Genomic DNA, 18651 nt, shown 5'->3' with positions numbered 1-18651 from the left:
ACGGCAGTGAGGCAGATCGCCTTCTACGGCAAGGGCGGCATCGGCAAATCCACCACGCAGCAGAACACCATGGCCGCGCTCGCCGAGCAGGGCCAGCGGATCATGATCGTCGGCTGTGACCCCAAGGCGGACTCCACCCGGCTCATCCTGCACTCCAAGGCGCAGACCTCCATCCTGTCGCTGGCCGCCGAGGCCGGCTCGGTGGAGGACCTGGAGCTGGAGGACGTGCTGCTCAAGGGCCAGTGGGACATCCGCTGCGTGGAGTCCGGCGGCCCCGAGCCGGGCGTCGGCTGCGCCGGGCGCGGCGTCATCACCTCCATCGGCTTCCTGGAGGAGAACGGCGCCTACGAGGACCTCGACTACGTCTGCTACGACGTGCTCGGCGACGTCGTCTGCGGCGGCTTCGCGATGCCGATCCGCCAGGGCAAGGCCCAGGAGATCTACATCGTCGCCTCCGGCGAGATGATGGCCATGTACGCGGCGAACAACATCGCCAAGGGCATCCTCAAGTACGCCCACTCCGGCGGCGTACGGCTCGGCGGCATCATCTGCAACAGCCGCAACACCGACCTGGAGGCCGAGCTCGTCGGCGAGCTGGCCCGGCGGCTCAACACCCACATGATCCACTTCATCCCGCGCGACAACGTCGTGCAGCACGCCGAGCTGCGCCGCATGACGGTCATCGAGTACGACCCGACCTCCAAGCAGGCCGACGAGTACCGCGAGCTGGCCCGCAAGATCCACGAGAACGACCGCAAGACGATCCCCACCCCGATCACGATGGACGAGCTGGAGCAGCTGCTCATCGACTTCGGGATCATGGAGCAGGAGGACGAGTCCATCATCGGCCAGGCCGCCGCCCCGGCCGGCGCGCGCTGAGAAGGGGCCGTCCCGTGACCATCACAGAGACCCCGGGCGCGACGCCCTCCAGGGCCGAGACCGAGGCGATGATCGCCGAGGTCCTGGAGGTCTACCCGGAGAAGGCGCGCAAGGACCGCGCCCGTCACCTCAAGCCGAACGACCCGGACGGCTCCAAGGAGTGCCAGGTCAAGTCGAACGTCAAGTCCCGCCCCGGGGTGATGACGATCCGCGGCTGCGCCTACGCCGGCTCCAAGGGCGTGGTGTGGGGCCCGGTGAAGGACGTGGTGCACATCAGCCACGGCCCGGTCGGCTGCGGCCAGTACTCCTGGGCCACCCGCCGCAACTACTCCCGCGGCGAGCTCGGCATCGACAACTTCGTCGCCATGCAGTTCACCAGCGACTTCGCCGAGCGCGACGTGGTGTTCGGCGGCGACAAGAAGCTCGCGCAGATCAACAAGGAGATCGCCGAGCTGTTCCCGCTGGCCAAGGGCATCTCCATCCAGTCCGAGTGCCCGATCGGACTGATCGGCGACGACATCGAGGCGGTCGCCAGGGAGTCGAGCAAGGAGCTGGGCCTGCCGGTGGTGCCGGTGCGCTGCGAGGGCTTCCGCGGCGTCAGCCAGTCGCTCGGGCACCACATCGCCAACGACTCCATCCGCGACCACGTGCTCGGCACCCGCGACACCACCGAGCGTACGCCGTACGACGTGGCCCTCATCGGCGACTACAACATCGGCGGCGACGCCTGGGCCTCCCGCAAGATCCTGGAGGACATGGGCCTGCGCGTGATCGCGCAGTGGTCCGGCGACGGCACCATCAACGAGCTGGCCACCACGCACCTGGCCAGGCTCAACATCATCCACTGCTACCGCTCGATGAACTACATCTGCACCACGATGGAGGAGCGGTACGGCATCCCCTGGGTGGAGTACAACCTCTTCGGCCCCACGAAGATCATCGAGTCGATGCGGAAGATCGCGTCCTTCTTCGACGACCACATCGCCGAGAAGACCGAGGCCGCGATCGCGAGCTACCAGCCCTTCTTCGACCAGGTGCGCGAGCGCTACCGGCCGCGGCTGGAGGGCAAGCGGGTGATGCTGCTCGTCGGCGGCCTGCGCCCCCGGCACACCATCGGGGCGTACGAGGACCTCGGCATGGAGGTCATCGGCACCGGCTACGAGTTCGGGCACCGCGACGACTACGAGCGCACCTACCCCGAGCTCAAGGACGGCGCCGTCCTGTACGACGACCCGACCGCGTTCGAGCTGGAGGAGTTCGCCCGCCGCCTCAAGCCCGACCTGATGGGCGCGGGCGTGAAGGAGAAGTACGTCTTCCACAAGATGGGGCTGCCGTTCCGGCAAATGCATTCCTGGGACTATTCCGGCCCTTATCACGGCGTCGAGGGGTTCGCGATTTTCGCCCGCGACATGGACATCGCGATCAACAACCCGTCCTGGGACCTTTTCCAGGCGCCGTGGGCGAATTCCGGATCGGAGGCCGGCCGATGACCACCGCTCCCGAGGCGTTTCGCGTCAAGGACCACAACGAGCTGTTCGACTCCCCGGAATACGCCGCGCAGTTCGAGCGCAAGCGCGAATTCGAGGAGGGCTGCTCCTCCGACGAGGTCGAGCGGGTCAAGCAGTGGACCCGCACCTGGGAGTACCGGGAGAAGAACTTCGCCCGCGAGGCCCTGACCGTCAACCCGGCCAAGGCGTGCCAGCCGCTCGGCGCGGTGCTGGCGAGCCTCGGCTTCGCCGGGACGCTGCCGCTGGTGCACGGCTCGCAGGGCTGCGTCGCGTACTTCCGCAGCCACTTCGCCCGGCACTTCAAGGAGCCCTGCCCCACGGTCTCGTCGTCGATGACCGAGGACGCGGCGGTGTTCGGCGGCCTCAACAACATGGTGGAGGCCCTGGACAACGCGACCGCCCTGTACAAGCCGGACATGATCGCGGTGAGCACCACGTGCATGGCCGAGGTGATCGGCGACGACCTGCACGCCTTCATCGAGACGTCCCGCGAGCGGGGCTCGATCCCGGCGGACTACCCGGTGCCGTTCGCGCACACGCCGAGCTTTGTCGGGTCCCACCTGACCGGGTACGACAACATGCTCCGGGCCATCCTGGAGTACCTGGCCAGGGACGTCGAGCGCAAGCCGCACGGCAACGGCCGGCTGAACATCGTGCCCGGCTTCGACACCTACGTCGGCGACCACCGGGAGATCAAGCGCATCCTCGCCCTGATGGGCGTGGACCACCTCATCCTCGGCGACCACAGCGCGTCCATGGACTCGCCCGCCGACGGGGAGTACGTGCTCTACCCGGGCGGCACCCCGCTCGACGAGGCCGCCGACGCGATCAACGCCAACGGCACGATCTTCCTGCAGGAGTTCGCCAGCAGGAAGACCGCCGAGCTGGTCCGGCACGACTGGGGGCAGCCGGAGGTCGTCATCCCCACGCCCATCGGCGTGCGGAACACCGACCGGTTCATCACCGAGGTCGCCAGGCTGGCCGGGGTCACCGTACCGGACGAGATCACCGCCGAGCGCGGTCGGCTCGTCGACGCGCTCACCGACTCGCACGCCTACCTGCACGGCAAGCGCGTCGCCATCGCGGGCGACCCCGACATTGTGCTCGGCACGCTCGGCTTCCTGCTGGAGCTGGGCATGGAGCCGGTGCACGTGCTCAGCACCAACGGCGACGCCGCCTTCGAGTCGCACGCCCAGGAGTTACTGGCGTCCAGCCCGTTCGGCGCCAAGGCGACGGTCTGGGCCGGCAAGGACCTGTGGCACCTGCGCTCGCTGGTGTTCACCGAGCCGGTCGATTTGCTCGTCGGCAACTCGTACCTGAAGTACCTGTCCCGCGAGTCGGACACGCCGCTGGTCCGGGTCGGCTTCCCGATCTTCGACCGGCACCACCTGCACCGATTCCCGATCATCGGGTACGCCGGCGGCCTGCACCTGCTCACCCAGCTGGTGAACACCGTGCTCGACCGGCTGGACCGCGAGGCCCCCGACCACAGCTACGACGCCGTCCGCTGAGGGATCTGAGGGATTCACCGCCATGACCACAGCGCAGCCTCCGGCCGTGCACCCACCGGCCATTCCCCCCACACCGGGGTCACCCCCCGCCCCGCCTGCCGCCGCCGTGCCGGCCGCCCGGACCGCCGAATCGCCCGCAACGGCGTCCGGGCGCGGCCCGGGGCGGGGGGTCACCCCTCTCCCGGGAGACATCCCGGCCGCGTCGTACGGCACGGCCCGGCTTGGCCCACTGTCCGGCCCACTGTCCGGCCCGCTGTCCGGCCAGAGTCTGCTGTCCGACCGCGAGGCGCTGTTCACCGAGCCGGGATGCGACCACAACCAGGCCAAGGACGCCAAGGCCCGCAAGGCCGGGTGCCCCAAGCCCAAACCGGGAGCCACCGCCGGAGGCTGCGCGTTCGACGGGGCGATGATCGCCCTGGTGCCGATCGTGGACGCCGCCCACGTGGTACACGGGCCCATCGCCTGCGCGGGCAACTCCTGGGACGGGCGCGGCAGCCTGACGTCCGGCCCAACCCTGTACAAACGCGGCTTCACCAGCGACGTCGGCGAGCATGACGTGATCTTCGGTGGCGAGCAGCGGCTGTACGACACCGTCGTCGAGGTCGTCGAGCGGCACCGGCCCGCGGCCGTGTTCGTCTACTCCACCTGCGTCACGGCGACGATCGGCGACGATCTCGACGCGGTGTGCCGGGCCGCGGCGCGGGCGACCGGCACACCGGTAGTCCCGGTGCACTCGCCGGGGTTCGCCGGCAGCAAGAACCTCGGCAACCGGCTCGCCGGCGACGCGCTGCTGCGGCACGTCATCGGCACCCAAGAGCCCGACGACGTCACCGACCTCGACGTCAACCTGGTCGGCGAGTACAACATCGCCGGCGAGCTGTGGGACGTCACCCCGGTCCTGGGCAGGCTCGGCATCCGGGTGCGGGCCTGCATCAGCGGCGACGCCCGATACCGCGACGTCGCCGCCGCGCACCGGGCCAAGGCCACCATGGTCGTCTGCTCCAAGGCGCTGCTGGCCCTGGCCAGAGGGCTGGAGGAGCGGTACGGCATCCCGTGGTTCGAGGGCAGCTTCTACGGCGTCCGGGCGATGGGCGACACGCTGCGCGGCTTCGCCCGGGTGCTCGGCGGGGCCGACCTGGCGCGACGTGCCGAGGAGGTGATCGCCGCCGAGGAGGCGGACGTGGCCGCGGCGCTCGCGCCGTACCGGGAACGTCTCGCCGGGGCGCGGGCGGTGCTGTACACCGGCGGCGTCAAGAGCTGGTCGGTGGTGTCGGCGCTGCAGGACATCGGCGTCGAGGTGGTCGCCTCCGGGGCCACCAAGAGCACCGACGGCGACGTCGACAAGATCGTCCACCTGCTCGGCCCGGACGGCAAGGTGATCAAGGACGGGAGTCCCGCCGAGCTGCTGCGGCTGGCCCGGGAGACCCGGGCCGACATCCTCATCGCCGGGGGCCGCAACATGTACACGGCGCTCAAGGGGCGGCTGCCGTTCCTCGACATCAACCAGGAGCGGCACATCCCGTACGCCGGATACACCGGCGTGGTGGAGCTGGCCCGCCGCCTGGACCTGGCGCTGTCCAGCCCGGTCTGGGACCAGGTCCGCGCCCCGGCCCCCTGGGAGCCGGCGTTCGCGGGGAGGGCCGGCTGATGGCGCGCGTGACGACCGGCGGGCGGCGGGGCGCCATCGACCCGCTCAAGCACAGCCAGCCGCTCGGCGGCGCGCTCGTCTTCCTCGGCCTGAACCGCGCCATGCCGCTGCTGCACGGATCCCAGGGCTGCACGGCCTTCGCCAAGGCGCTGCTCACCCGGCACTTCGGCGAGCCGATCCCGCTGCAGACCACCGCCGTCACCGAGGTCACCGCGGTGTTCGGCGGCGGCGAGGCCCTGGTCGCCGGGCTCGACACCATCCGCGCCAAGCAGCGCCCCGACGTCATCGGCGTGCTCACCACCGGCCTCACCGAGGTCAGCGGCGAGGACGTGCTCGGGGAGCTGCGAAAGTACCTGGACGGGGCGGGGCCCGACGCGCCCCTGATCGTCGGGGTCTCCACGCCGGACTTCCGCGGCGGCCTGTCCGACGGCTGGTCCGCCGCCCTGGAGGCCCTGGTCCAGGCGATTCCCCTGGACCCCCTGGACCCCGCGCGGCGGGCCGCCGGGGACGCCGCCGGGGGAGCCGCGGGGGAGCGGCGGTCCGAGCCGGAGCCGCTGGCCGTGCTCGCGGGTCCGGCGCTCACCGCCGCCGATCTCGACGAGCTCGCCGACCTCGTGCGGGGCTTCGGCCTCGCCCCCGTGCCGGTGCCCGACCTTTCCGGCTCGCTGGACGGGCACCTCGCCGCCGAGTGGTCCCCGTTGACCACCGGCGGCACCACTCTCGGCGACCTGCGGCGCCTGGGCGAGGCGGGGGCGGTCCTGGTGGCGGGGGCGACCGCGGCCCCCGCCGGGGACGCGCTGGCCGCGCGGACCGGGGCCCGGGTGCTCCGCCATCCGCACCTGTGCGGCCTGGCCCGGATGGACGCCCTCGTCGCCGAACTCATGGAACACACCGGCGCGCCCGCTCCCGCGCAGGCGCGCCGGTGGCGGTCCCGGCTCGCCGACGGGCTGCTCGACACCCACTTCGTGCTCGGCGGCGTACGGGTGGCGATCGCGGGGGAGCCCGAGCAGCTCGTCGCCACCGGCTCGCTGCTGCGCGACGCCGGGGCCGAGATCGTCGCGGCCGTGTCGCCCACCCCAGCGCCGGTGCTCGCCGAGGCCCCCTGGGACGAGATCGTCGTCGGCGACCTCGCCGACCTCGACGAACGCGCCGCCGAGGCGGGAGCCGAGCTGATCGTGGCCTCCAGCCACGGCAGGGCGATCGCCGACCGCCTCGGCGCCGCCCACCTGTGCCTCGGCTTCCCCGTGTACGACCGCCTCGGGCCGCAGTTGCGCGGCACCGCGGGCTACCGAGGCAGCCTCCATCTGCTGCTCGACGCCGCGAACCTGCTGCTCGACCACCGGGACCGCCGGGGCCACCACACCCCGGCCTTCCCGCCCATCGGCGCCGTTCCGCTCGGCGACACGACCAGTCCAGCGAACTGACCCAGGAGTCGACGTGTTGAAAATCGCGTTCGCGACCGGCGACGGCACCGCCGTGGACCAGCATTTCGGCTGGTGCCGCCGGTTCGACGTCTACCAGGTGTCCGCCGAGGGAGCCGAGCTGCTGGAGAGCAGGCTGCTCGGCCCGGCCGACTCCGACGAGGACAACAAGATCGAAAGCCGGCTGTCGGAGGTGCGGGACTGCGCGATCCTGCACGTCTGCGACATCGGCGGCTCGGCGGCGGCCCGCGTCGTCAACGCCCGCATCCACCCGGTGAAGGTGCCCCAGGGCACGCCCGTCGCCGAGCTGCTCGCCCGGCTGCGCGCCGTGCTCGCCGGGAACCCGCCGCCGTGGCTGCGCAAGGTGCTGCGGCAGCACGCCCCCGAGGCCGTACCGGCCTGGACGCCCGGCGCCGACGTGGTGGCGAGCGTGGCGGGAGGTGCGGCGTGAGCACGGCGACGTTCCAGGGGTTCCTCGCCGACCTGGTCGGCCAGCTGCGCGCCGAGGACACCTACGGCCAGCTCGACCGGGTCTCCGACCAGGCGCTGCTGCGGCCGTACGTGATCACCAAGGAGAAGGCGCGCGAGATCCCCGTGGCGTGCGACGTGGAGGCGGTCACCCAGGGCCGCATCCGGGCCTTCTACCAGGCGGTCGCGGTCGGCATCGAGAAGGCCACCGGCGCCTTCACCACCGCCGTGCTCGACCTCAGCCACGAGGGCTTCGGCCGGGCGATCGTCTTCGCCGGCCGGCTCGTCGTGCACTCGGAGGTCCTGCGCGACGCCCAGCGGTTCGGCTTCCCGTCGCTGGAACGGCTCGCCGAGAAGGGCGAGGCGTACGTGACCGAAGCGGTGAAGATCCTCGGCACCTACCCGGAGGTGGCCCGTGACGACGCCTGACCGGCTCGCCGACACCCAGGCGCGGCTGCGCAAGCTCACCGGGAAGGCCTCCCGGCTCAAGCTCGACCTGCACGACCTCGCCGAGGACCTGCCCACCGGCTGGGAGACCATCCTCGACGTCGCCACCCGCACCTACGAGGCGTACGCCGAGATCGACCGCCTTGAGCGCGAGCTCGCCCAGGGAGGCGCGGCATGAGCCCGGCGGAGCGGCTCGCGGCGTTCAAACGCTGCCAGACGGCCGAGGAGTACTTCGCCGTGCTGGACGTGCCGTACGACCCGCGCGTGGTGCGCGTCAACCGGCTGCACATCCTGCGCCACTTCGCCGAGCAACTGGTGGAACTCCACCTGGAGCGGTCGGAGCCGCAGCGTCCCGAGGAGATCCTCGACCGCTACCGGGCGGCGCTGGCCCGCTCCCACGACGCGTTCGTCGGCGCGACCGCCCTCGACCACCGGCTGTTCAAGGTGCTGAAGGACCGCGCGCCGCGCGCCTTCGTGGAGACCGGCGCGATCGCCGTCGAGCGGCCGGGAGGCGGACGGTGAACCAGATGACGAACCACGCGTTCGACGTCGGCGACCTGGTGGTGGCCACCAAGGACCTGCGCAACGACGGCACCTACCCCGACCCGGAGATCGGCGTCGGCGCCGTCCTGGTGCCGGACGGCACCCGGGGCGAGGTCCTGAACGTGGGCCTCTACCTGCAGGAGCACATCGTGTACGCGGTCGCGTTCGGCAACGGCCGCGTGGTCGGCTGCCTGGAGCGCGAACTCGCCGCCTCCCCCGCCGACACAACCCCGGCCGCCGCAGCGGCGGGCCCGAAGACCCCCGAGAAAGGTGAGCCGTCGTGAGCGCCGAGCCCGTGTTCCTCCCCGTCATCCAGCCCGCCACCCAGCCCGTCACCCAGCCGGCCCCCGCCTCCGAGACGAAGGGCAAGCCCGAGCTCGCCTCCGGCAGCGGCTGCAAGAGCAAGAAGAGCTGCGGCAGCAGCGGCCCGGTCGACGACCCGGAGATCGCCGAGAAGATCGCCAACCATCCCTGTTACAGCGCCGAGGCCCACCAGTACTACGCCCGCATGCACGTGGCCGTGGCCCCGTCCTGCAACATCCAGTGCAACTACTGCAACCGCAAGTACGACTGCGCCAACGAGAGCCGCCCCGGCGTCACCAGCACCCTGCTCACCCCCGAGGAGGCGCTGGCGAAGGTCAAGCACGTGGCCAGCGAGATCAAGCAGATGAGCGTGCTCGGCATCGCCGGCCCCGGCGACCCGCTCGCCAACGAGCGGCGTACCTTCCGGACGCTGGAGATGGTCGCCCGGGACTGCCCGGACATCAAGCTGTGCCTGTCCACCAACGGCCTGCGGCTGCCCGACTATGTGGACCGCATCGCCGACCTGAACATCGACCACGTCACGATCACCATCAACATGATCGACCCCGAGGTGGGGCAGCACATCTACCCCTGGGTCGCCTACCGGGGCAAGAAGTACACCGGCACCGACGCCTCGAAGGTCCTGTCCGAGCGGCAGCTGCTGGGCCTGCAGATGCTCACCGAGCGCAAGATCCTCTGCAAGGTCAACTCGGTGATGATCCCCGGCATCAACGACGACCACCTCGTCGAGGTCTCCCGCACCGTCCGGTCGATGGGCGCGTTCCTGCACAACGTGATGCCGCTGGTGTCCGCGCCCGAGCACGGCACCGTGTTCGGCCTGGCGGGCGTACGCGGCCCGACGCCGCAGGAGCTGAAGGCGCTGCAGGACCGGTGCGAGGGCGACGACGGCGCCGAGATGAACATGATGCGGCACTGCCGCCAGTGCCGCGCCGACGCGGTCGGGCTGCTCGGCGAGGACCGCAGCGAGGAGTTCGGCAAGGAGACCTTCGTCGGCAAGGAGATCGCCTATGACCTCGAGGGGCGGCTGCGCACGCACGCCGAGATCGAACGGTGGCGGGAGGAGGTGCGCGCGACCCGCGAGACGCTGCGCATCGAGTCCGGCGGGCGGCGGCCCGAGCAGGTGGTGCTGGTCGCGGTGGCGACCAAGGGCAGCGGCGTGGTGAACCAGCACTTCGGCCACGCCGAGGAGTTCTGGATCTACGAGGCCGGTCCTGGCTGGGCCCGGCTGGTGCAGACCCGCAGCGTGGCCCGCTACTGCGAGGGGCCGTCCGAGTGCGGCGAGGAGGAGTCGGTCCTGGACAAGACCGTGCGGCTGCTGTCGGACTGCGCCGCCGTGCTGTGCAGCAAGATCGGCCCCGAGCCGCGCGAGGCGCTGGAGGCCGCCGGCATCGAGCCGGTGGAGGTCTACGACCTGATCGAGCAGGCCGTCGCGGAGGCGGGCGCCCGCCTCGCCGGCCGTACCGAAGTGGAGGCCGCACGGAAATGATCGCGATCGAGCTCACCGAACGGGCCGCGGGCAAGGTGCGCACCCTGCTGCGCGGCGAGGACGCCGAGGGCTTCGGCCTGCGCATCGGCGTGGACGCCGGCGGCTGCGCCGGCTACCAGTACAACCTGACCCTCGCCCCGCAGGCCGGCCCCGACGACGTGGTGGTGCCGCAGGACGGTTTCGAGGTGTTCGTGCACAACACCGTCGCGCCGCTGCTGCGCGGCGTGCGCATCGACTACGTCGAGTCCCTCACCTCCTCCGGCTTCACCTTCGACAACCCCAACGCCTCCGACGCGTGCGGCTGCGGCAACTCCTTCTCGGCCACCTCGGCCGCCGAACGCGGCGTCGCCGACGCCGCCCTGTTCGCCCGCGTCCAGGAGGTCATCGGCGAGATCCGGCCCTACCTGCAGGGCGAGGGCGGCGACGTCACCCTCGTCGACGTCGCCGACGGCGTCGTCTCGGTCCGCCTCACCGGCGCCTGCGGCGGCTGCTCGGCCGCCGTGGGCACCGTCACCAACGTCATCGAACGCCGCCTCAAGGAGGCCCTCCCCGAGGTCTCCAAGGTCGCCCTCGTCGGCTGACCGGCGCAGGAAGGAGTCAGACGGTGACCTTCGTCATCACCGAGCCGTGCATCGACGTCGTGGACAAGGGCTGCGTGGCCACCTGCCCCGTCGACTGCATCTACGAGGGCGAGCGCATGCTCTACATCCACCCCGACGAGTGCGTGGACTGCGGGGCCTGCGCCGACGCCTGCCCGAGCGGCGCGATCTACCACACCCTCGAGGTGCCGAAGAAGTGGCGCGCCTTCATCGCCGCCAACGCCGACTTCTTCGCCGAGCTCGGCTCCCCGGGCGGCGCCGAGGCGGTCGGCAAGACCGCCAACGACCCCGAGTTCATCAAGGCGTACCCGCCGCGGGGGGAGTAGGCGAATCGACCGGCGTGCGACCCGCACCCCGGCATGCCCCCAGAGGAAACCCCCAGAGAAAACCTCCAGAGGAACCCCCGCAGGAAACAGCGCGGTGATCGGTCGTTCACCCGCTGCATATTGCCCCACCCCGGCCACCGGCGTACCCGCCCAGAGGAGGATCCGATGCTCATCTCGGAATACCCGGCCATCGCGCCGGTCGCGCCGTCCGGTCGCCCGACCCGGCGGTTCGAGCGCCAGCTCGGCATCCCGGGGTTCGACGCCGCGCGGCAGTCGCACCTGCGCGCGGCGACGGTGCTGGTGGCCGGGGTGGGCGGGGTCGGCGGGGCCGCCGCCACCTATCTCGCCGCCGCCGGGGTCGGGCGGCTGCTGCTGGTCCACCCCGGGGCGCTGGAGGAGCCGGACCTGAACCGGCAGACGCTGATGCGGCCGGGCAGGATCGGCCAGGCGCGGGTGGACTGCGCCGTGGACACGCTGCGCACCCACTATCCGGACGTCGAGGTCGACGGGTTCGACTGGGATCTGCGCCATCCCCGGATGGGGTCCCTGGTCGCGCAGGCCGACGCCGTGGTGGACGCCCGGCACAACTTTCCCGAGCGTTACCTGCTCAACCGCATGTGCGTGAGCGCCCGCGTGCCGCTGGCCGTCGCCGCGATGCACGCCACCGAGGCGTACCTGCTCATGGTCGGGCCCGGTACGCCGTGCCTGCGCTGCGTGTTCCCCGAGGGCGACCCGGCGTGGGCGCCCCTCGGCTTCCCGGTGCTCGGCGCGGTCGCGGGCACGGTGGGCTGCCTGGCCGCGATGGAGATCGTCAAGGTCGTCGCCGGCTTCGGCGAGTCCGCCGCCGGACGGCTGTGCCACCTCGACCTGTGGGACACCTCCTTCCGCTCGCTGCGCGTGACCCGCGACCCCGGCTGCCCCGACTGCGGCCCGCAGGCCGGCGACGATCCCGGGGGCGCGCGATGATCTACCTGGACTACAACGCCACCACGCCCGTGGACCCGCGGGTGCTGGAGGCGATGCTGCCGATGTTCGCCACCGACTTCGCCAACCCGTCGAGCAAGCATGCGGCCGGGCGGGACGTGGCCGCGCGGGTCGAGCGGGCCCGCGGCGAGGTCGGCGCGCTGGTGGGGGCCCGGCGAAAGGACGTGGTGTTCACCAGCGGGGCCACCGAGTCGGTGAACCTGGCGATCCACGGGGTGCTGGCGAGCGCCGGGCCCGCGCGGCGGCGCGTCCTCGTCGGGGCCACCGAGCACAAGGCCGTGATCGCCGCCGCCGAGGCCGCCGCCACGGCGCGCGGGGGCACGGTCGAGGCGGTCGCCGTACACGACAACGGCACGATCGACCTCGACGACCTGGAGCGGCGGCTCGGCGCGGACGTCGCGCTGGTGGCCGTGATGGCCGCCAACAACGAGACCGGGGTCATCAACGACGTACGGCACGCGGCGACGCTGGCGCACCGGGCGGGCGCGCCGCTGCTGTGCGACCTCACCCAGGCGGCCGGGAAGATCCCGGTCGCGATCGGCGCGCTGGGCGTGGACGTGGCCGCCTGGTCGGCGCACAAGCTGTACGGGCCGAAGGGGGTGGGCGCGCTCGCCGCCGCGCCCGCGCTGCGCGGGCGGCTCACCCCGCTGATCAGCGGCGGGGGCCAGGAGCGCGGCCTGCGCGCGGGCACGGTGAACGCCGCCGGAATCGTCGGGTTCGGCCGGGCGTCGGCGATCGCCGCCGAACTGCTCGACTCCGAGGCGGTCCGCCAGCAGAACCTGGTGCGCCTGCTGCGGCTGCGCCTGACCCAGCGGCTCACCTCCCGGTACGGCCCGGCCGCCGTCGAGGTGAACGGCGCGGGCGCGCCCCGCCTGCCGAACACGGTGAGCCTGCGCTTCCGCGGCGCCGACGCCGACGCCGTCCTGGCGTGCCTGCCGGACGTGGCCGTGTCGGCGGGCTCCGCGTGCGGATCCGGCGACCCCGAGCCGTCCCACGTCCTGCTCGCCATGGGGCTCGACGCCGAGGCCGCGCTGAGCAGCCTGCGCTTCAGCGTCGGCCGCCCCACCACCGAGCAGGAGGTGGTCGCCGCGGCCGACCGCGTCGCCGACGCCGTGATCCGGGTCCGCGAGCTGCGCGCCGAACAGACCCGGGAGCGCCCGAGCCAGGGGAGTCCGGTGGCCGCCGGACCGTAAAGGATCAGCGAACGAGAAAGGGGGCCCGTCCATGACGGCCGACCAGCTCACCCAACGCCCGCCTCGCGAGGTACGCCGGCTCGACCGGGTCGTGATCAGGTTCGCCGGGGACTCCGGCGACGGCATGCAGCTCATCGGCGACCGCTTCACCGCCCAGGTCGCGGCCTCCGGCAACGACCTGGCGATCCAGCCGAACTATCCGGCCGAGATCCGCGCCCCCGCGGGCACGCTGCGCGGCGTGTCCAGCTTCCAGGTGCACTTCGCCGACCACGACATCCTCACCGCCGGGGACCGCTGCGACGCGCTCGTCGCGATGAACCCGGCCGCGCTCAAGGCCAACATCGACGACCTCAAGCCGGGCGGCGTGCTCATCGTGGACAGCCGGGGCTTCACCAAGCGCGCCCTGGAACGCGTCGGGTACGCCGAGGACCCGCTGGAGGACGGCTCGCTCGACGGGCACACCGTGCACGCGGTGGACCTGACCGGGCTCGCCGGCGAGGCCGTCGCCGGAATCGGCCTGTCCCGCAAGGACACCCTGCGGGTGAAGAACATGTTCGCCCTGGGCCTGGTGTCGTGGATGTACAGCAGGCCGATCGAGCCCACCGTCGCCTTCCTGCGCCGCCGCTTCTCCGCCCGCCCCGAGCTCGCCGAGGCGAACGTGGCCGCGCTGCGGGCCGGCTGGAACTACGGCGAGACCACCGAGACGTTCGCCGTCACCTACCAGGTCAAACCGGCCATGCTGCCGCCGGGGACGTACCGCAACATCCACGGCAACCTCGCCACCGCGTACGGGCTGCTCGCCGCCTCCCGCCGCGCCGGAACGAACCTTTTCCTCGGCGCGTACCCGATCACCCCGGCGAGCGACGTGATGCACGAGCTGTCGAAGCTGAAGTCGTTCGGCGTGCACTCCTTCCAGGCCGAGGACGAGATCGCCGCCATCGGGGCCGCCCTCGGCGCGTCGTACGCGGGCATGCTCGGCGTCACCGTCACCTCCAGCCCCGGCATGGCGCTGAAGACCGAGACGATCGGCCTGGCGGTGGCGCTCGAACTGCCGCTGGTCATCGTGAACGTGCAGCGCGGCGGCCCGTCCACCGGCCTGCCCACCCGCACCGAGCAGGCCGACCTGTTCCAGGCCATGTACGGCCGCAACGGCGAGGCCCCGGTGCCGGTGCTCGCGCCGCGCTCGCCGTCGGACTGCTTCGACACGGCGATCGAGGCGTGCCGCATCGCGTTCACCCACCGCACCCCGGTCATCCTGCTGTCGGACGCCGCCGTCGCCAACGGCTCCGAGCCGTGGCGGGTGCCCGCCCTGGACGAGCTGCCGGACCTGCGGATCGAGTACGCCACCACCCCCAACGGCCTGGACGCCGACGGCAACGAGGTCTTCCTGCCGTACGCCCGCGACCCGGAGACGCTGGCCCGCCCGCTCGCGCTGCCCGGCACCCCCGGCCTGGCGCACCGCATCGGCGGCCTGGAGAAGGCCGACCTCACCGGCGAGATCAGCTACGACCCCGACAACCACGACCTGATGGTGCGCAACCGCCAGGACAAGATCGACCGGGTGGCGGTGCCGGACCTGGAGGTGCACGACCCGGCCGGGCCGCCCGGCTACGGGGCGCGGGTGCTCGTCATCGGGTGGGGCTCGACGTACGGGCCGATCGGGGCGGCCTGCCGCCGCGTCCGCCGCCGCGGCCTGGCGATCGCCCAGGCGCACCTGCGCCACCTCAACCCGCTCCCGGCGAACCTGCCGGAGGTGCTGTCGGCGTACGACACGGTGCTGGTGCCGGAGATGAACCTCGGCCAGCTCGCCACGCTGCTGCGCGCCACCTGCCTGGTCGACACCGTCGGCTACACCCAGACCCGCGGCATGCCGTTCCAGGTGGCCGAGCTGGAGAACGTGTTCGTCAACGTGATCATGGGAGGCGATCCCCGGTGACCTCGCACGACGCCCCGGCGCTCACCGCCGCCGACTTCAAGTCCGGCCAGGAGGTCCGCTGGTGCCCGGGCTGCGGCGACCACGCCATCCTCGCCGCGGTGCAGGGCTTCTTCCCCACGCTCGGCATCCCGCGCGAGAACGTGGTGCTGGTGTCCGGAATCGGATGCTCCTCCCGGTTCCCGTACTACATGGACACCTACGGCATGCACTCGATCCACGGCCGCGCCCCGGCGATCGCCACCGGGGTCGCGATCAGCCGCCCGGACCTTTCGGTGTGGGTGGTGACCGGGGACGGCGACGCGCTGTCGATCGGCGGCAACCACCTCATCCACGCCCTGCGCCGCAACATCAACATCAAGATCCTGCTGTTCAACAACGGCATCTACGGCCTGACCAAGGGCCAGTGCTCGCCCACGTCCGAGCCCGGCAAGGTCACCAAGTCCACGCCGCACGGCTCGGTCGACACCCCGTTCAACCCGATCTCCCTCGCGCTCGGCGCCGAGGCCGCCTTCGTCGCCCGCACCCTGGACTCCGACCGCAGGCACCTGACCGCGACCCTCGCCGCCGCCGCGGCCCACAAGGGCGCCGCCCTCGTCGAGATCTACCAGAACTGCCCCATCTTCAACGACGCCGCGTACGCCCCCCTGAAGGACCCGGCGAGCCGCGACGACTGGACGATCCGGCTGGAACACGGGCAGCCCATCATCTTCGGCGCGAACCGCGACCAGGCCGTCGTCCGCGACCCCGCGACCGGCGAGCTGCGCATCGGCCCCGCCACCGGCGACGACGTCGTCATCCACGACGCCGCCACCCCCAACCCCGCCTACGCCTTCGCCCTGTCCCGCCTGGCCGGACCCGGCCTGCGCCACACCCCGATCGGCGTCTTCCGGGATGTCCGCCGCCCCACCTACGACGACCTGTTCCGCGAGCAGATCGAGGCCTCGCGATCCGCCGGCCCCGGCCGCCTGCAGGCCCTGCTGCTGGGGCACGACCACTGGACGGTCGGCAACTGACGGGGCGAACCGGCCGGGGCTTGTTCGGGGGACGCACGGCGGGCGGCGGGCGGCCACGGCCGGGGCGTGACCGCCCGCATCCCGTCCGGTACGGCTCAGCGGCGTCGTGGGACGACCTCGAACTCCGCCTCGCTGAAGACGGTCTCGCCCGCCGGAAGGCAGTTGACGACGCGATCGGTGCCGAGGCCGTCACAGTGCTTCGCGCGGAGCCTGTAGTAGACGGTGGAGGTGTGGGTGCCGACGCTCAGCGGCCGGAACGAGGGCGACACGGTGGTGGAGTACGGGAGCCCGTCCTCGGTGAAGAAGCCGGTGCGCAGGACCGCCTTGCGGCCGAAGGTGAACGACCGCTCCCGGGGAGTGCCGATGTCCTGGACATAGCGGACCGCGACCAGCTTGGCGTTGAAGTCGTCGATCGGGTTGGGCTTCTCCGGAACGTACCCCTTGGGATAGACGGCCGTGTCCGCGTCGGCCGCCGTGACCCATTCGGGAGTGACCCGGACCCAGCGTTCCCCGGCCAGCGCGGTACGGCACGCGGGAGGGCCGATGATGCGTTCCTTGACGCGATAGAGCTGGTTGAGGTTGATTCCTTCCGGCGAAAGGCACGCGCGCTCGGGCGCGTTGTCGCCGGGGCACTCGGCGTCCCGCTTGCCATGGGTGCGGATGCACGACGCGGTGTCCGAGCCGGCCTTCCGCTGCTCATGGCCGGCGGTCTCGGCGCCCGCGCCGCCGGACAGGCTGATGACGATGCCGGAGGTGAGCGCGGCGGCAAGTGCCAGGATTCCGGCACGGTTGTAGGGCGTGAGCAAGTTCGTCCCCCTGAAACGAATGAAAGTCCCGACGCGTTGAGATCACCCGCATCGGCCGATATCGCTTTCGGCACCCTGCTGTTGATCGTCCCGCATCGCATGTGGTGTCCCCCGGCGCGGGACGGCAAACGGCGATAATTGACCTTTACCTTCGCGCTTGCCGTTTTATTAGCAAATGCCATGTGCATTGTCCGGCATGCCCGATAAGTGTCGTACGCGATGGAGTGTAATTAGACGTGCGTTTGCGGCGTGCCGTCGATTTCCGTCGTCGCAAAGGTCGCAAAAGACGGGGTGCCGCCGCCGGCGCGTGGAGCCGCGCCACCCGAGCGCGACGGATCCGGCGGGGCCGTGGTCAGCGGTGGTGGCGGGTGAGGGCGAGATAGCCGAGGCCGAGTACCGCCAGCGCCGAACAGGCCGCCAGCGCGACCGGCACGCTGGCGTGCAGCAGGAGCCCGCCGAGCCCGGTGCCCAGCGCGATGCCGAGGTACAGCGCCGAGGAGTTCAGTCCGATCGCCACGGACGCCTCCTGCGGGACCGCGGACATCAGCCGGACCTGCTGAGCGGAGGTCATGGACCAGCCACCCGCCCCCCAGGCCACCATCAGCAGGCCGGTCAACGGCAGCCACCGTACGCCCACACCGGCCACAAACGCGGCCGCCGCCATCGCCACCGCGATCCCGGTGAACGCCGCGGCCAGCACCCGGATCGGGCCATACCGATCAACCGCCGTACCGGAAATCAGATTGCCGAGCACCGCCCCCGTCCCATACAGGGCCAGCAGCCACATCTCGGCGTCGGCGTCGGCGCCGAGCGTATGCATGACCGGGATCGCGTACGCGTACAGCCCGTAGCCGGCGGTCAGGGCGAGCACCGTCAGCGGCAGCACCGCCACCACGCCCGGATGACGCAGCGCCTGCAGTCGCCGACGCAGCGGGACCCGCGGCTGACCGGGAAGCGCCGGCATGACGGCGAACACCCCCGCCGCACACAGCGCGGCCAGCAGCGCGACCAGCCCGACCGCGGCCCGCCAGTCCATGAGCCGGTCGGCGAGGTTGCCCAGCGGCACGCCCAGCGCCGTCGCGACCGTCAGCCCGCCGATCACCACGGCGAACGCGCGCCCCCGCTGAGCGGGCGGAACCAACTCGGCGGCGACGGCGCCGGCGGCCGGGGTAAAGGTGGCGGCCCCGGCGGCGGCCACCACGCGCGCCGCCATCAGCGCCGCATAGCTCGGGGCGAGCGCCGCGGCCGTGTCGGCGAGGGTGAGCAGCAGCAGCGAGCCCACCAGCAGCGCCCGGCGCGGTATCCGCGCGGTGACCGTGGCCAGCACCGGCGCGAACACCGCATAGGAGATCGCGAAGACGGCCGTGACCTGACCGGCGGCGGCTTGTGACACCCGCAGCGTGCTCGCCACCGACGGCAGGAACCCGGCCATGGCGGTGGCGTCGGTGCCGACCGCGAACGTCCCCAGCGCCAGGACGAGGGTGGATCCGAGCCCGCGGGTCGCGGCACCGGTGGCCGCGGCCGTCCGCGACCTGGTGGGGAGCCTGGACAAAGACGCT

19 protein-coding genes and 1 pseudogene are annotated in these 18651 nt (G+C 72.0%); 18 read left to right on the top strand and 2 right to left on the bottom strand.

Annotation, left to right across the window (positions count from 1 at the left end; all coding sequences use genetic code 11):
* The first annotated feature begins 6 nt into the window (after positions 1-6).
* The 18 genes and pseudogenes from nifH (at position 7) to AB0K60_RS12375 (ending at position 16286) form a co-directional block, all read left to right on the top strand.
* The gene (nifH, locus tag AB0K60_RS12460) at positions 7-879 is read left to right on the top strand and encodes a nitrogenase iron protein (RefSeq protein ID WP_364052282.1); all 873 of its coding nucleotides are present in this window, start codon (positions 7-9) and stop codon (positions 877-879) included.
* Between the two features lie 14 nt (positions 880-893).
* Positions 894-2369, top strand: a complete 1476-nt coding sequence (nifD, locus tag AB0K60_RS12455) for a nitrogenase molybdenum-iron protein alpha chain (RefSeq protein ID WP_364052279.1) — start codon at positions 894-896, stop codon at positions 2367-2369.
* The gene (gene nifK, locus AB0K60_RS12450; RefSeq protein WP_364052276.1) at positions 2366-3898 is read left to right on the top strand and encodes a nitrogenase molybdenum-iron protein subunit beta; all 1533 of its coding nucleotides are present in this window, start codon (positions 2366-2368) and stop codon (positions 3896-3898) included. Before nifD ends, nifK begins: the two co-directional genes overlap by 4 nt.
* A gap of 22 nt (positions 3899-3920) precedes the next feature.
* Complete coding sequence (gene nifE, locus AB0K60_RS12445; protein ID WP_364052273.1) at positions 3921-5546, top strand: nitrogenase iron-molybdenum cofactor biosynthesis protein NifE; 1626 nt, start codon at positions 3921-3923, stop codon at positions 5544-5546.
* On the top strand, positions 5546-6970 hold the full coding sequence (gene nifN, locus AB0K60_RS12440) for a nitrogenase iron-molybdenum cofactor biosynthesis protein NifN (protein ID WP_364052270.1): 1425 nt from the start codon (positions 5546-5548) through the stop codon (positions 6968-6970). Before nifE ends, nifN begins: the two co-directional genes overlap by 1 nt.
* A 13-nt stretch (positions 6971-6983) precedes the next feature.
* Positions 6984-7418, top strand: coding sequence for a nitrogen fixation protein NifX (gene nifX, locus AB0K60_RS12435; RefSeq protein WP_364052267.1), 435 nt, complete (start codon positions 6984-6986; stop codon positions 7416-7418).
* Positions 7415-7864 (top strand): NifX-associated nitrogen fixation protein, encoded by a 450-nt coding sequence (locus AB0K60_RS12430; protein ID WP_364052264.1) that lies wholly within the window; start codon positions 7415-7417, stop codon positions 7862-7864. The genes nifX and AB0K60_RS12430 overlap by 4 nt, the downstream gene beginning before the upstream one ends.
* Positions 7851-8060 (top strand): CCE_0567 family metalloprotein, encoded by a 210-nt coding sequence (locus AB0K60_RS12425; RefSeq protein ID WP_364052261.1) that lies wholly within the window; start codon positions 7851-7853, stop codon positions 8058-8060. Before AB0K60_RS12430 ends, AB0K60_RS12425 begins: the two co-directional genes overlap by 14 nt.
* On the top strand, positions 8057-8404 hold the full coding sequence (locus AB0K60_RS12420) for a nitrogenase-stabilizing/protective protein NifW (protein ID WP_364052258.1): 348 nt from the start codon (positions 8057-8059) through the stop codon (positions 8402-8404). The genes AB0K60_RS12425 and AB0K60_RS12420 overlap by 4 nt, the downstream gene beginning before the upstream one ends.
* Positions 8405-8409: 5 nt before the next feature.
* Positions 8410-8709: a nitrogen fixation protein NifZ gene (locus AB0K60_RS12415; protein ID WP_364053454.1), complete on the top strand. Its 300-nt coding sequence runs from the start codon at positions 8410-8412 to the stop codon at positions 8707-8709.
* Positions 8706-10235 (top strand): nitrogenase cofactor biosynthesis protein NifB, encoded by a 1530-nt coding sequence (gene nifB, locus AB0K60_RS12410; RefSeq protein ID WP_364052255.1) that lies wholly within the window; start codon positions 8706-8708, stop codon positions 10233-10235. The genes AB0K60_RS12415 and nifB overlap by 4 nt, the downstream gene beginning before the upstream one ends.
* Positions 10232-10543: pseudogene (locus tag AB0K60_RS12405) on the top strand (iron-sulfur cluster assembly accessory protein); the annotation flags it as partial. The gene nifB and the pseudogene AB0K60_RS12405, both read left to right, overlap by 4 nt.
* A gap of 51 nt (positions 10544-10594) precedes the next feature.
* A complete protein-coding gene (locus tag AB0K60_RS12400) occupies positions 10595-10816 on the top strand; it encodes a NifU family protein (protein ID WP_364053451.1) in 222 nt (73 codons plus the stop codon).
* A gap of 23 nt (positions 10817-10839) precedes the next feature.
* Entirely contained in the window at positions 10840-11160 is a 321-nt protein-coding gene (gene fdxA / locus AB0K60_RS12395; protein ID WP_364052252.1) for a ferredoxin, read from the top strand.
* A gap of 165 nt (positions 11161-11325) precedes the next feature.
* Positions 11326-12126 carry a ThiF family adenylyltransferase gene (locus AB0K60_RS12390; RefSeq protein WP_364052249.1) on the top strand — a complete coding sequence of 267 codons (801 nt, stop codon included), beginning with the start codon at positions 11326-11328 and terminating at the stop codon, positions 12124-12126.
* Positions 12123-13337, top strand: coding sequence for a cysteine desulfurase family protein (locus tag AB0K60_RS12385; protein ID WP_364052246.1), 1215 nt, complete (start codon positions 12123-12125; stop codon positions 13335-13337). Before AB0K60_RS12390 ends, AB0K60_RS12385 begins: the two co-directional genes overlap by 4 nt.
* A gap of 31 nt (positions 13338-13368) precedes the next feature.
* Complete coding sequence (locus AB0K60_RS12380; RefSeq protein WP_364052243.1) at positions 13369-15273, top strand: 2-oxoacid:acceptor oxidoreductase subunit alpha; 1905 nt, start codon at positions 13369-13371, stop codon at positions 15271-15273.
* Positions 15270-16286: a 2-oxoacid:ferredoxin oxidoreductase subunit beta gene (locus tag AB0K60_RS12375; protein ID WP_364052240.1), complete on the top strand. Its 1017-nt coding sequence runs from the start codon at positions 15270-15272 to the stop codon at positions 16284-16286. The genes AB0K60_RS12380 and AB0K60_RS12375 overlap by 4 nt, the downstream gene beginning before the upstream one ends.
* Positions 16287-16381: 95 nt before the next feature.
* On the opposite strand, the gene AB0K60_RS12370 is transcribed toward AB0K60_RS12375, so the two are convergent.
* Together AB0K60_RS12370 and AB0K60_RS12365 are read right to left on the bottom strand one after the other, a co-directional pair.
* Positions 16382-17092: a hypothetical protein gene (locus tag AB0K60_RS12370; protein ID WP_364052237.1), complete on the bottom strand. Its 711-nt coding sequence runs from the start codon at positions 17090-17092 to the stop codon at positions 16382-16384.
* Positions 17093-17444: 352 nt separating this feature from the next.
* Entirely contained in the window at positions 17445-18644 is a 1200-nt protein-coding gene (locus tag AB0K60_RS12365; RefSeq protein WP_364052234.1) for an MFS transporter, read from the bottom strand.
* Positions 18645-18651: the final 7 nt, after the last annotated feature.

Source organism: Thermopolyspora sp. NPDC052614, from assembly GCF_040678635.1.
GTDB lineage: Bacteria > Actinomycetota > Actinomycetes > Streptosporangiales > Streptosporangiaceae > Thermopolyspora.
This window is presented reverse-complemented; position numbering and strand designations above follow the sequence as displayed.

Excerpts from the sequence above, each read along its gene's own strand:
- nifK (WP_364052276.1), top strand. The coding sequence starts at position 2,366 with ATGACCACCGCTCCCGAGGCGTTTCGCGTCAAGGACCACAACGAGCTG.
- nifE (WP_364052273.1), top strand. The coding sequence starts at position 3,921 with ATGACCACAGCGCAGCCTCCGGCCGTGCACCCACCGGCCATTCCCCCC.
- nifN (WP_364052270.1), top strand. The coding sequence starts at position 5,546 with ATGGCGCGCGTGACGACCGGCGGGCGGCGGGGCGCCATCGACCCGCTC.
- AB0K60_RS12420 (WP_364052258.1), top strand. The coding sequence starts at position 8,057 with ATGAGCCCGGCGGAGCGGCTCGCGGCGTTCAAACGCTGCCAGACGGCC.
- AB0K60_RS12415 (WP_364053454.1), top strand. The coding sequence starts at position 8,410 with ATGACGAACCACGCGTTCGACGTCGGCGACCTGGTGGTGGCCACCAAG.
- AB0K60_RS12390 (WP_364052249.1), top strand. The coding sequence starts at position 11,326 with ATGCTCATCTCGGAATACCCGGCCATCGCGCCGGTCGCGCCGTCCGGT.
- AB0K60_RS12385 (WP_364052246.1), top strand. The coding sequence starts at position 12,123 with ATGATCTACCTGGACTACAACGCCACCACGCCCGTGGACCCGCGGGTG.
- AB0K60_RS12380 (WP_364052243.1), top strand. The coding sequence starts at position 13,369 with ATGACGGCCGACCAGCTCACCCAACGCCCGCCTCGCGAGGTACGCCGG.